This is a genomic window from Acidobacteriota bacterium (assembly GCA_016208495.1).
Lineage (GTDB): Bacteria > Acidobacteriota > Blastocatellia > Chloracidobacteriales > Chloracidobacteriaceae > JACQXX01.
The window spans coordinates 1-13,454 of record JACQXX010000058.1 but is presented as its reverse complement, the minus strand read 5'-3'; the positions used below and the strand labels follow the sequence as shown (position 1 = coordinate 13,454).

Annotated in this window: 8 protein-coding genes; 7 read left to right on the top strand and 1 reads right to left on the bottom strand. The window is 50.2% G+C overall.

Features of this window, described 5'->3' with window-relative positions; genetic code table 11:
* The first annotated feature begins 92 nt into the window (after positions 1-92).
* The 7 genes from HY774_10720 (at position 93) to HY774_10690 (ending at position 12,281) form a co-directional block, all read left to right on the top strand.
* The gene (locus HY774_10720) at positions 93-1,487 is read left to right on the top strand and encodes a putative DNA binding domain-containing protein (GenBank protein MBI4748952.1); all 1,395 of its coding nucleotides are present in this window, start codon (positions 93-95) and stop codon (positions 1,485-1,487) included.
* A 96-nt stretch (positions 1,488-1,583) separates the two neighbouring features.
* Positions 1,584-1,880 (top strand): hypothetical protein, encoded by a 297-nt coding sequence (locus tag HY774_10715; GenBank protein MBI4748951.1) that lies wholly within the window; start codon positions 1,584-1,586, stop codon positions 1,878-1,880.
* A gap of 16 nt (positions 1,881-1,896) precedes the next feature.
* Positions 1,897-2,115, top strand: coding sequence for a hypothetical protein (locus HY774_10710; protein MBI4748950.1), 219 nt, complete (start codon positions 1,897-1,899; stop codon positions 2,113-2,115).
* Positions 2,116-2,246: 131 nt separating this feature from the next.
* Entirely contained in the window at positions 2,247-6,206 is a 3,960-nt protein-coding gene (locus HY774_10705) for an IPT/TIG domain-containing protein (protein MBI4748949.1), read from the top strand.
* A gap of 373 nt (positions 6,207-6,579) precedes the next feature.
* Positions 6,580-10,908, top strand: coding sequence for an IPT/TIG domain-containing protein (locus HY774_10700; GenBank protein ID MBI4748948.1), 4,329 nt, complete (start codon positions 6,580-6,582; stop codon positions 10,906-10,908).
* 139 nt (positions 10,909-11,047) lie between these two features.
* Complete coding sequence (locus HY774_10695; protein MBI4748947.1) at positions 11,048-11,635, top strand: GTPase domain-containing protein; 588 nt, start codon at positions 11,048-11,050, stop codon at positions 11,633-11,635.
* A gap of 58 nt (positions 11,636-11,693) precedes the next feature.
* Positions 11,694-12,281, top strand: coding sequence for a GTPase domain-containing protein (locus tag HY774_10690; GenBank protein MBI4748946.1), 588 nt, complete (start codon positions 11,694-11,696; stop codon positions 12,279-12,281).
* 63 nt (positions 12,282-12,344) lie between these two features.
* Here HY774_10690 and HY774_10685 read toward each other — a convergent pair whose 3' ends face one another.
* Complete coding sequence (locus HY774_10685) at positions 12,345-13,310, bottom strand: DNA-protecting protein DprA (protein MBI4748945.1); 966 nt, start codon at positions 13,308-13,310, stop codon at positions 12,345-12,347.
* Between the last annotated feature and the right edge of the window lie 144 nt (positions 13,311-13,454).

Genomic DNA, 13,454 nt, shown 5'->3' with positions numbered 1-13,454 from the left:
TTCAGGGATTTCCAGTATCGTTTTTCCAGGCACAGATGACTTTGCTCCTTGGTTGGTAATTTTCTTTTTTCTCAAGTATCAAAGTTTTTGGTCTGTGCCAAGTCTTCTTTCTCTGTTCCAATCCCTTGTGGACCGATTTAGAGTTCAAAGAAGCAAAAACACAGTATGATTTCACAAAAACTTGTGAATATTGTGTGGCTTTAGCCAATGAAGGTGGTGGGTATTTGCTCTTTGGTATTTGTGATAAACCACCCAGATCTGTGGTTGGCACTGCTGCAGTGAACAACCCACGAGGGATGGCTGAGAAATTATTTCAAACGCTTGGATTTCGGATAGATGTCGAAGAGGTTAATCATACTGATGGTCGTGTGATCGTATTCCACATCCCCTCTCGACCACGCGGAACCGCCTATCATTTAAAAGGCACGTATCTTATGCGTTCTGGTGAACAACTCGTTCCTATGAGTGAAGATCAACTCCGCCGAATTTTTGCTGAAGGTGAGCCTGATTGGTTAGAAGAATACTCCCAGCAAGAACTTGATGCACAGACAGTGGTTGAGTTACTTGACACACAAACCTTTTTTGAACTGATTAACCTTCCTTATCCTTTGACTCAACAAGGGGTTTTGGACCGGTTGGAGCAAGAACGACTCATAGATAATTTAGGTGGAACGTATGCTATCCGCCGGCTTGGTGCGATCCTTCTTGCCAGGCGATTAGAGAATTTCCCAGATCTTATTCGGAAGGCACCGCGTGTCATTGTTTATATTGGTACCTCAAAACTTGAGACAAAACTCGATCAGGTTGGTTCTAAAGGATATGCTGTTGGTTTTCAGGGATTAGTCCGCTTCGTTGTTACCCAACTCCCACAAAACGAAGTCATTGAGGATGCTCTCCGCAAAGAAACAAAATTGGTTCCTGAGATTGCTATTCGGGAGCTGATTGCTAACGCGCTGATTCATCAGGACTTTCGTCTCACAGGTACATCGGTCATGATTGAAATTTACTCTGATCGAGTTGAAATTTCTAATCCTGGCGACCCTATCGTCCCTTTAGAAAGATTTATAGATGGATATCAGTCGCGTAATGAGCGGCTTGCCGATTTAATGCGTCGGTTTTCCATTTGTGAGGAAAAAGGGAGTGGTATAGACCGGGTAATTCAAACTGCGGAGGTTTATCAACTCCCAGCTCCAGATTTTCGGTCTGGTTATCACCGGACTTCTGTTGTTTTGTTTGCTCCAACATCTTTTGAGAATATGGATCGCAACGACCGTGTACGTGCTTGTTACCAACATTGCTGTCTTCGTTATGTGATGCACCAGCGTATGACAAACCAAAGCCTTCGCACACGATTTAAGCTGGTAGAATCGAAATCGGCTCTTGTCTCCCAAACCATTGCGGCAGCCCTGGATGCTGGAAGTATCAAAGTGGCTGACCCTACTCAAACTTCACAAAAATACCGAAGCTACATACCCTTTTGGGCCTAAGTTACATTTAAAAGCAAACCCGAAAACAAGCTTATCTTTTTGCTAAGTAGCTAAAAGTAAATGGGTTGTTTATTTAAACGCAAAAGTGACTATGCTATGACCTACCCTGACATTCCGCCAGTTGCTTTCTTGGGTGTTGCAGAACGGTGTGCTTCCGTACGTGATGGCAACACAAATCTCTTTAAACAAAACATTCTTGGGTTAAAACAGACCATATTGTCACATATATTTCCTTTAAACCTGGGTTCTTTTCATTGGGTCCTTGCGCTTTATACTCCACAGTCAGGAACCGAAATGAAATTAAGGATTAAAGATGAATCTGAAGTAGAAGTAGGAGTTATTAACTTTTCATTGGAGTCTTTAAAAACAGATGAACCCACAATTGAAGATTAGTAAGTGGATACATGAAATGAATGAACACCGCCCTGCGGTTTTGAATTGCATTGGCTTGGATTTAAAAGAAGTTGGAGCAATTCAAGGAATTGTGATCGCAGGACGAAATTCTGGGTATAATGCAGAACATCTTCGCCGATTGAAAGCCAATGATCGTGGACCTATAAAGGTAATGACTTATGATGATTTACTTATTGGCTTAGGCAATCTAATTGCTACGTTCGAAAAACTTTAGCTGATCTAAGATCTATTTCTGAAAAAAACCTCACTTTACTTCTTTAGATTCTAAATCTGTTATTGTAAACCTCTTCAGATCCGATAGCTTAGGCTGTTTTTTCCTAACGCCCGCTTCATAGAGGTCTATCTATGCGACTATCACCTATCAGAGTTTTCCATTTAAGTCTCATTTTTGTTTTCACCTTTCAATCAATCGGGCCACTTGTTGTGAGCGCCCGGTCAATTTCAAAAACTTCGCCCGCTCGAAACACTGGTTCGCCTCCAACCCGCCAGAGTTCCACGATTCGGATTCGCGAAAATAATCCAATTATCAATGAAAACAATCAGCTTACGTTAACTGCCGTTGACGCAAATGGGCAGCCAATCACTGGTGTTACCTGGGAATCCGGCAGCCCGGAGGTGGCTTCGGTTGATCCGCAAACCGGTGTCGTGCGTGGCGTCCTTCGCGGATATGCCACGGTAACGGCCCGGCGCGGGAGCGAAACGTTTTCCGTGTTTGTGACTGTGGTCAGAGTGCAGAGTGGCAACGGGGCCAAAGTCCCCGGTGATACCAAAACTGACACCGGCGGGCGCATTTACATCAGCGACCCGAACGGGAGCATTATTCTCCGCAAAGATGGGTTTACTTCGCCGGCCACGGTTTTTGCCGGTCAGCGTGGCCAGAACGGACGGGTTGACGGCCCGCGACTGACGGCTCAATTCAATACACCGACGGCAGTTGCCGTGGATAACAATGTTCAGGGTGGTGTTTACATTGCTGACACCGCCAATCATGCCATTCGGAAAATTGGGTTTGATGACCGCGTGTTGACCACACTTGGCAACGGTTCTCCGGGCCTGATGACCACTGATCAAACGCCGCTTGAAGCCGCTGTTTTTCGTGCTCCGCGAGGCGTGGCGAGCGATACCGGGGGCAATTTGTTCATTGCCGACACTGAAAATCACGCCATTTTTTACGTTGATTTTGCCCGCCAGGCAGTCCGGTTGCTGGCTGGTACTCCAGGTCAAAGTGGAAAAACGGATGGTCGCGGACGGGCAGCCCGGTTTAATCGTCCAACCGGCATTGTCCTGAGTACTGATGGCCGGTTTATCTGTGTGGCTGACCAGGGAAACAACCGGGTTCGACTCATCACCCGTGATGGTCAGGTGGCCACGCTGGGGAGAAATTCCACCGCCAAAGGCTCACTCTTATTTCCAGGTCAGTATGCGCCCTCCACGGTAAAACAGGTGTTCGACGGCGATGAACTCGTCTTTGATACGCCGCAATCCGTCGGTATTGACGGCCTTGAGAATATCTATGTCGTTGATAAAACTGGAGTTCAGGTGGTTATTCGGCCAGCCGGCCAGTCTCCGCAGGTGGCTCAACTGGCGCAAACTGGGACTTTCCAATCCGCCGCGAGTGTTGTTGTTCGTGGAAATGAAAGTTTTGTGCTCGACACCAGCGCCACCAGCGAAGCCGAAGCCGTGAAAGTCGTGACGCTTGGCGTTCCGGAGATTTCCAGCTTGAGCCAGGATAGTGATCGGCTTGAAGGTGGTGCCGAGGTTGTGATTTCAGGCCGCAACTTTGCACCGGAAAGTCAGGTGGTGCTGGGTGATGCCGTGGCCCAGGACACAACGGTTGAAAGTGCAACGCAGATTCGGTTTCGCGTTCCAGCCCAGACAGTTCCTGGTTTGCGAACGCTCTCGGTTCAAACCCGTGGTGGTGTGGCGCAACGGGTGTTTTCGATAGTTGCGAAACCACTTTCAGAACTAAAACCTGGCGAAATCACCACGGTTGCCGGAGGGGTACAGTTTTTTGGGGATGGTGGATCCGCCTTGAGTGCCGGGTTCAATTTTGGCGCCGTTGAAAGCCAGCCTGGAGGCAATGTGGCGATTGATGGGGCTGGCAATTTTTACATTGCAGACCATCGCAACCATCGCATCCGCCGGGTTGATCAATCCGGGATTATCACCACGATTGCTGGAACGGGATTGCGAGGTTTTAGCGGCGACAACGATCTGGCAATTCGGGCAGCTTTAAACAACCCCAATTGTGTGGCGCTCGATAGTGCTGGAAATTTATTGATTGCCGACACCGGCAACGAACGCATCCGGCGGGTTGATCTGCAAACCGGTATCATTTCGACGATTGCTGGCGGCGGCACGGGAGGTGATGGTGGGCTGGCAACCGAAGCCGATTTGTTTATGCCAGTTTTTGTGATTGCCGATTCGGAAGGAAATGTTCTGTTTTCCGATTTCGGAAACCATCTGGTCCAACGAGTTGATGCCCAAACTGGCATCCTGACAACAATTGCTGGAACTGGGACTCAAGGGTTTAGCGGTGATGGTGGTGCGGCGACCCAGGCCAGATTGAATAGCCCCCTGGGGCTGGCACTAGACGCGAGCGGGAATTTGTTTATTGCCGACGGTTTTAATCATCGCATTCGTCGAGTGGATACACAGGGACGAATCACAACTTATGCTGGTGATGGCGCGGACGGAGACTTTAACCAGGGGCTATTTCGTGGTGATGGTGGCCTGGCGACAGTTGCGAGCCTGGGTTTACCAACCGCGCTGGCGCTTGATGCCGTCGGGAACCTGTTTATCGCTGACTTTTTCAATAGCCGGGTGCGGCGGATCAATGCAAACTCGTTGATTATTGATACTGTTGCGGGAAATGGTGGATCCGGTTTTGTCGGTGACGGCGGTCCGGCGACTCAGGCGGAAATCGCTGATGTTACCGGCGTGGCGATTGATGGTGCCGGAAACCTGTTTTTGACGGATGTCGGCAGTGATCGTGTCCGGCGCGTAGATGCCCAAACCAGCACAATTAACACGGTTGCCGGCAGCGGTCGGCAGACCTTCCAGGGCGATGGTGGTCTGGCAAATCGAGCCGGGCTCTACATTCCGAGGGCCGTGACACTTGATCAAAATGGAAATTTGTTCATTTCAGACCAGGGGAATGGCTATGTCCGTCGAGTAGATGCCACCACTGGCATTATTCAATCTATTGCTGGAAATGGAGATACCTTCGGTGGCGGTGAAGACGGTGACCTGGCACTTGAGTCGAGCGTGCTGAATTGTCTTGGAATTGCCGTTGATCCAACAGGTTCAAATCTCTACCTGACGCTCCGGGAGGGTGGTCGTGTCTGGCGTGTCACCAACGGACGGGTGACCACCGTGGCGGGCGGAGGTGAAAACGGCCTTGGCGACGGTGGCCCAGCAACCCAGGCTCAAGTCTTTGACCCGGTTGGCGTTCATCTGGATGCTGCCGGAAATCTCTTGATTACCGAATTGACTTCGCATCGCATTCGTCGGGTAAATGTTCAGAATGGAATCATTACGACGGTTGCTGGAAGCGGCCCGACTGGTTTTGATAATGGTGCTTTCAGTGGTGACGGAGGCCCCGCGACCAGTGCCCGCCTGAACTTGCCCTCGGCTGTGAGAACTGATGCGGCAGGCAATTTGTTGATTGCTGATACTTTGAATTTCAGGATTCGGCGGGTGGCGGCCCAGTCTGGCACCATCTCGACGATTGCTGGTGGAGGGAACGACGACTTCGGTGAAAATGTCCTGGCCACCCAGGTTGGATTGTTACCCTGGGATCTGGCTCTGGATGCTGCCGGAAACATTTTTGTCGCGGGTCAGGATCGAATTCGTCGGATTGATGCCCGAACCGGAATCATCACCACACTGGCTGGGATCTTTCAGTCTCCCGGTTACAGCGGAGACGGCAGACCCGGAACGGCGGCGCAAATCCAGGATGTGCGAAGTCTCGCTTTTGACCGGGAAGGGAATTTGTATTTTGCCGATGTGGAAGCCAATGTGATTCGAGTTCTCAAAGGTGTCGGCGTGGCCGCACCTTCCATCGCGATTTCAAACGCGACCTATACAAAGCCAAACTTGACGATTACCGGGAGCGGGTTTGGTTCAACCGGCGCCAGAGTCATTATCAATGGAACGGATGTCAGTCGGTTTCTCAAAACTCAAACCGACACGATCCTGACACTGAAAGGCAACCAGAAAAAGCTGAAACTGGTGAAGGGAAACAATCAGATCGTGGTTACTGCCAATGGGGTGACTTCAAATACATTTGTGTTGCCGTTGTAATCCCAAACAGGTACTGGACAAATAAGCTCACCACAGAGGACACAGAGGAACACGGAGGAATTCAATCAGTCAAACCCTCTGTGGTCCTCTGTGTTCTCTGTGGTGAAAATGAGTTCTGAGGATTTTCCAATCATTTGCTTTCACTGCTTTCAAAAAATAGGTTCACATCAGATTCTGGCTCCGCTATTCTGGCCCGGCATTTTCTTTAAAACAATTACACTTTTTTATTTCGATTTTTCGACATCTCCAGGTGCGGAACCTGCCTTTTGAAACAGAGTTCCGTGTCTGATCCTGATTGAGCTTCTTTTACGGTTCTTCTTATTTTGTCGGTCTCTATTGCCCCGCCCTAAACTTATGATGTTAGAGGTTTTATATGCGCCGATCCTCTTTGAGAATTCTCTATTTCAGTCTGATTCTGACCCTCGTATTTCAATCCCTGTTCCTGGTTCGCACCAGTGCTGATTTCACATCACGAGCTTTTCCCGGTGCTGGTCGGACTCCTGCCAGACAGCAAGCCACCATTCGCATTCGCGAGCGCAATCCGGTGGTCAATGAAACCAAACAACTGACTCTCACTGCGGTGGATGCCAGTGACCAGCCGCTCACCAGTGTAACCTGGGAATCTGGAAGCCCTGACATTGCCACGGTTGATGCCCAAACCGGTCTGGTGCGTGGTGTCAAACAGGGATTTGCCACTATCACGGCTCGGTTGGGCAGTGAAAGCTTTTCAACCTTTGTGGTTGTGGCCCGTGTTCGAAACGGCAATGGCGCCAAAGTTCCCGGCGATACCAAAACCGACACTGGCGGACGCATCTACATCAGCGACCCAACCGGAAGCATCATCTTACGCAAAGGCAGCTTTGCTGAAGCCGCCACCATTTTTGCCGGTCAACGAGGTGAAACTGGAACAGCGGACGGCCAGCGATTGAGTGCCCGATTTAATGCTCCGACGGCAGTGACCGTGGATAACAGCGCTCGTGGTGGCGTCTATGTCGCCGATACCGCCAACCACAAAATCCGCAAAATTGATTTCAACGATCAGGTGACGACCGTTTTGGGAAGTAATTCACCGGGAATGATGACGGGGGATGTCACGCCGTTTGACCGGGCTACATTTCGTGGACCGCGTGGTGTCGTGGCTGATACCGGTGGAAACCTCTTCATTACCGACACCGAAAACCATGCCATTTATTATGCTGATCTGGCGCGACGTGAAGTCCGTTTGCTGGCTGGCGAACCTGGAGCATCCGGAAAAGCTGACGGACGTGGACGCACGGCCCGTTTTACCCGTCCGCGCGGCGGCGCCTTGAGCACCGATGGCCGCATCCTGGCGATTGCGGATGAAGGCAATAACGTGGTGCGGCTAATTTCCCGCGATGGACAGGTGGCTACGCTGGGCAGGGCTTCGAGCGCCAAAGGTTCACCCATTTTTGAACCCCATCTCGGCGCTCAAATTCTCAAAAACCCGGCTTTCGAACCTGGAACCCGGTTTTTGAAGCAGGCTCAACCCGGAGACGACATCACGTTTAACGCGCCGCAATCGGTGAGCATTGATGCCGCCGGCAATATTTATGTCGTTGACCAGGATGGTGCCTTTGTCGTCACACGGCCAAATAATAAACTCCCGGAAGTTGTTCAACTGGCACAGGATGGAAGTTTCGAGCAGGCTGCAAGCGTTGTTGTGCGCGGAACGGAGAGTTTTGTTCTCGACACCGAAGCCACCACCGAAGCCGAAGCCGTGAAAGTGGTCACGGTTGGCGCACCGGAAATTCTCAACCTTTCACCCAATCAGGTTCGGCTCGAAGGCGGTGAGGAAGTCACCATCACTGGCAAGAATTTCGCTCCGGAATCGCGCATTATCATTGGCGATGCCGAAGTCACTGATTTTGAGGTTGAGAGCGCGACCCAGATTCGAGTTCGCGTGCCGAAACAAAACATTCCTGGAAACCGCAACCTGACCATCCAGACTCGTGGCGGCGTGGATCAGGAACGAATTTTGACACTTTCAAAAAGACTGGATGCGCTGGCTGATGGCGAAATCACAACCGTAGCGGGTGGAATTCCCTACGTTGGGGATGGTGATGTGGCAACTGGTGTGTCAGTTGGGTTGACGGCCAATGACGTGACGGTGGATGTGGGTGGAAATATCTATGTATCCGATTACCTCAATGCTCGCCTGCGCCGGATTGATGCCAATACCAATGTGATTACGACTGTCGCTGGAAATGGGCGGTTTACCTTTGTTGGAGACGGCAACCTGGCGGTCAGTGCCGGAGTCGGGCCAACTTCCGCCACGTTTGACGGGGAAGGGAATTTGTATCTGGTTGATTTGATCAACAACCGTCTGCGTCGAGTTGACGCCCGGACTGGTGTGATTCAGACAATTGCTGGAAATGGAGGGTTTGCTTTTTCCCCGGATGGAATCCTGGCAACTCAGGCCAGTCTGGGGCTGGTTTTTGGCGCTACAGCCGCGATTGATCCGCAAGGGAACGTCGTTTTTTCTGACCCTTCATCAAATCGCATTCGCCGGATCAATGCCCAAACCGGAATCATTTCAACAATTACCGGGAACGGGACACCAGGATTGAGTGGAGATGGTGGCCCGGCTGCGGGGGCAGTTTTATTTGCTCCGCATGGCATTGTGTTTGATCGAGACGGGAATCTCTTTATCAATGACTCGCGAAACCACCGCATCCGGCGCATTGATGCCCAAACCGGCATCATTTCAACTATTGCTGGAAACGGCGTGCGGGGATTTAGCGGTGATGGCGGACCAGCGACCAGTGCCAGTTTCAATCTGGAAGTTGGTGGTGGAATGGCAATTGATCCAGCCGGGAATCTGCATATTGCCGATGGGCTCAACTTCCGGGTTCGTCGCATTGATCGGCAATCAGGCATCATTACCACAGTGGCTGGAACTGGGGACCCACGATTTAGCGGAGATGGTGCCGCTGCAACCGGTGCCGGAATGCAGCCATCGGGCGTGGCGTTTGACGGGTTTGGCAATCTGCTGATTTCTGATACCAACCATCGCATTCGTCGAGTTGATGCCCAAACCCGGACCATCACCACTGTGGCCGGAACCGGGAAGACCAAATTTGGCGGCAGTGGCGGGCTGGCGACCAATGCTGGATTGTCGTTTATCGGCGGTTTTTCGCTGGATGCCCAGGGCAATATCTACATTTCGGATGAACCATTTCATTACATTCATCGGGTAGACGGACGAACCGGCATTATCAATATCATTGCCGGAACTGGAAACCCTGGAAGCCACGGTGATGGCGGTCCGGCGACTTCGGCGGGACTGAGTTCTCCGCGTGGACAGGCGCTCGATGGGCAGGGAAATCTCTATTTTGCCGACACGTTCAATAATCGCATCCGCCGGATTGACCTCCAAACCGGCATCATTTCGACTTTTGCTGGAAATGGAACTGAAAGTTTTAGTGGTGACGGCGGACCGGCAACCAGTGCGGCGTTGTTTAATCCGTCTGGGGTGGCTTTTGATCGGAACGGAAACCTCTTTATTGCCGACACCGGCAACCATCGCATCCGCATGGTGGAAACCAGTTCAGGCCGGATTTCAACCGTCGCTGGAACTGGTGTCCGCAATTTTACTGGCGATGGTGGCCCGGCCCGTTCGGCAACGCTCAATTTCCCACAAAGTGTAGCCTTTGATCAAAGCGGCAACCTGTTGATTTGTGATGCTGGCAGCCGGGTGGTTCGCCGGGTGAGTGTCCAAACAGGTATCATTTCCACAATTGCCGGAAAACCTGGCGATGGAGACTTTTCCGGCGACGGCGGCCCGGCGACACAAGCTGGAATGACCCCGGCCTTTGTCGTCAGTGATGCCACGGGGAACCTCTATGTCGCAGACCTCTTTAGCCACCGCATCCGACGCATTGATGCCCAAACCGGAATGATTTCGACGATTGCTGGCAACGGCAGCGAAGCCTACAGCGGCGATGGCGAACCAGCCGTGGCAGCCTCACTCAATAATCCCTATGCGATTGTGATTGATCAGACTGGCAATGTATATCTGGCTGATCGCGAGAACAAATCCATTCGAGTGATTAAAAACGGTGCGAATTATGAGCCTCCACCGGCTGGATCCCCAACACTGGCCTTGATCGAAGATCAAACCGTGCGTGCCGGAGACCTGCAAGTGGTTGAAGTCAGAGCCTTTGATCCAAATGGCACAGGTGGTTTGCGATTAAACTTGTTTGAATCGCCCGACTTTGTCGCACTGATTGACAATGGAAACGGCCTCGGTGAACTGCGAATTGCACCACCCGCGACTGCCACTGAAGGCGGGCGAGTGACGGTGCAGGTGGTTGATCCGACCGGGCTTTCAGCCCAGACATCGTTTACTGTGACCGTGCTGGGCGCTGATGACACTGAGCCAACCGTGTCAAACGTGACGCTTTCGCGGAAAAAAGTGGTCCGTAAGAAAGACGCGACCATTGGCATAAACTGGCGTTCGGCGGATGACACCGGGGTGATGTCGCATGACCTGCGGTTTGCCACCGATGGCTCGACTTTTGACACGGTGGTCATTTCGGGACTTGATGGCGGCACTCAAAACTTTGTCTGGACGGTTCCAGCGTCAGTTCCAAAAACAAAGACCGGGCGCGTTTTGATTATTGCCCGCGATTCGGCTGGCAATACCGGGGTTGGGACGAGCCAGGAAATCACGGTCAAATAGGGCTGAGGGCTGAGGGCTGAAGACTCGCAAGCTCGGAGCAAAGGAAGGGATGAGGGATGAAGGATGAGGGATGAAATAAAACCAATTCTTCAACCCATCTTCTTCAGCCCTCAGCCCTAACTAGACGAAAGGTCACTCTATGCCGGTGGTTGATCATCAAAAGAAGGAACTACATTGCAAGATTGTCTATTACGGCCCTGGGCTGGCCGGAAAGACGACCAATATGCGGTATCTTTATGACACCATCAATTCAGGGATTCGAAGTGAGTTTGTCACCCACGAAACCGATGAGAGTCGGGAGTTGACCTTTTCGTTTCCAGCCGGAAAATTCAAAGCCCTGAATGAATATGTTTTGTACTTTCACCTTTTCACTGTGCCTGGGTCATTTCAAATCCGGCAGTTCCGAAAACAAATTCTGGGAAATGTTGATGGTGTGATCTTTGTGGTGGATAGTCACCCACGGCGGCTGAATGCCAGTATTGAGTTGTTGCAGGACCTCAAAGAAAACCTGCACGCTCTGGAAGTTGATTTTCAGGTATTGCCATTTGTGTTGCAACTCAACAAACGGGATCTTCCAGAGGCCCTTCCAGTTGAAGATCTGACAGTCAAACTGCGATGCAAAAACGAACCCGTGATTGAAGCCATTGCGGATCAGGGAATTGGCGTGGTCGAGGCATTTCGTGCGATTGCCCAGCAGTTCCTCCAGAAACACCACACGACTCATTGATCTGGGGCTACGGTTTCTATGATTTCGATGCCTGAAATGAGCCTTCAAAAGATCAGTTATGCTGGCAGTTGATCACCAAAAAAAGGAATTGCATTGCAAGGTTGTTTATTACGGTCCTGGGCTGGCTGGGAAAGTGTCCAATGTGTTGTCTCTGTACAATTCTGTGAGGCCAGAATTCCGCAGTAAACTGGTTACTCACGAAACAGATATTGCCAGCGAACTAACCTTTCATTTCCCGGCAGGAATGTTCAAAACCCCAAATGGATACACCCTTCATTTCCATTTTTACACCACGCCTGGAGCTGTTTGTTGCCCTTCCAATCAAAAGATGATCCTGGAAAATGTTGATGGTGTGATTTTTGTGGCTGATAGCCAGCCTGAACGGATGTACGCCAATCTTGAAGTTCTCAAGTTATTGAAAGAAAACCTTCTGGCGCTTGGGATTGATTTCCAGACGTTGCCCTACGTGTTGCAACTCAACAAACGTGACATCCCCGGGAGCCTTTCAGTTGAAGAACTGACTGCCAGATTGAGATGCAAAAACGAGCCGGTTTTTGAAGCTGTGGCTTTCAAAGGGATTGGTGTGGCTGAGACGTTTAAAGCACTCGCCCGGCAGATTCTTCAAAAGTGCCAGTCGAACTCATAAAAGTATCAGACCTTGATTTTGAACTGATTGTAAATCATTGTGATTAAATATATTAGGCTATATTCACAGTTTGAATTGCTCATGTGCGAATAGCATTTTTTGTTTTGGAATAGGTTTCTCTAAGTTGACATAGTGATTTTCAACTTTAGTGAAAAGCCGATGCAAATTTGCTCTGTGAGTTTGCGGATTCTGTCGGACGGGCTCTGCTCCGCTTTGGATAAAGTAAGGGTTACCGGGAGCATTGACCTCAGGCTCTGTATAATCAGCGACAAATAAAGGTACCTGGACACGAATTGCAAATTTTCCTGCCTCAAAGGTGCCGCCACTCAATCCAGATTCAACGACAACCAGTGCATCACTTAGCCCACAAATTGTATGATTGCGGGTCATTGCGTTTGCTACCGACCAATGCGAATTAGGCTGAAACTCAGAGAGAATGAGAATTTTTCCCGAGCCTGCAAGCTTTTTGAGTTCTTCTTGTAAGCGAAACTCAAGAATGCCTTCTGGGGCAACAATAATAGTCGTTCCGTCATTCTCCAGAGCCGTGCGATGTGCGGTGAAGTCAATTCCTTTCGCATGACCACTGACAATTGTCCAACCTTTTTGTGCTATCTGTTTCGCTGTATCTTTTGTAATGTTAATGCCTTGCTCGGATGCGTTGCGGGAACCACAGAAGCCAATAGATGGGTTTTGTAAAAGGTTCCAATTCCCCCAAAAATAGAGAATAGGGGGCGATTGATTGGTCAAGACTTGATTGAGCCGTTTGGGATAGTTGTCATCTAGTTGCCCAATGACCTGGATTTTTTTCCTTACCAATTCTTCCTGCCATTTCATGGCTAATTCTTCAGATGCTTGCAACGCTTCTATTTGACTTGAGATCAGCCCTGCTTGTTTCCAGTCAGAAACAGACGCCTGGAAAAATTCAGGTAAGGATGAATTGGTCGTTGCGATATGGTTGAGCACTTTTCTTTGTGCTGCCGTGCCAATTCCTTTGGCTGCTTGAAGCCGAAGATAGTGAATCATATTCATAGGTAATACCATTTTGGAATCAAATCATCGTATTAGTCGCATTAATTGCATTAATCGCATTTCTCATATACGGGAAAAATGTCAACGATCTCAGTTTTTCGGCAACACAAGACCGAACCAAAGCAACCAGGCTGTCTGACAAAT

Coding starts and splice junctions, on each gene's coding strand:
- HY774_10715 (MBI4748951.1), top strand. CDS start 1,584: ATGACCTACCCTGACATTCCGCCAGTTGCTTTCTTGGGTGTTGCAGAA.
- HY774_10710 (MBI4748950.1), top strand. CDS start 1,897: ATGAATGAACACCGCCCTGCGGTTTTGAATTGCATTGGCTTGGATTTA.
- HY774_10705 (MBI4748949.1), top strand. CDS start 2,247: ATGCGACTATCACCTATCAGAGTTTTCCATTTAAGTCTCATTTTTGTT.
- HY774_10700 (MBI4748948.1), top strand. CDS start 6,580: ATGCGCCGATCCTCTTTGAGAATTCTCTATTTCAGTCTGATTCTGACC.
- HY774_10695 (MBI4748947.1), top strand. CDS start 11,048: ATGCCGGTGGTTGATCATCAAAAGAAGGAACTACATTGCAAGATTGTC.
- HY774_10690 (MBI4748946.1), top strand. CDS start 11,694: ATGCTGGCAGTTGATCACCAAAAAAAGGAATTGCATTGCAAGGTTGTT.
- HY774_10685 (MBI4748945.1), bottom strand. CDS start 13,310: ATGAATATGATTCACTATCTTCGGCTTCAAGCAGCCAAAGGAATTGGC.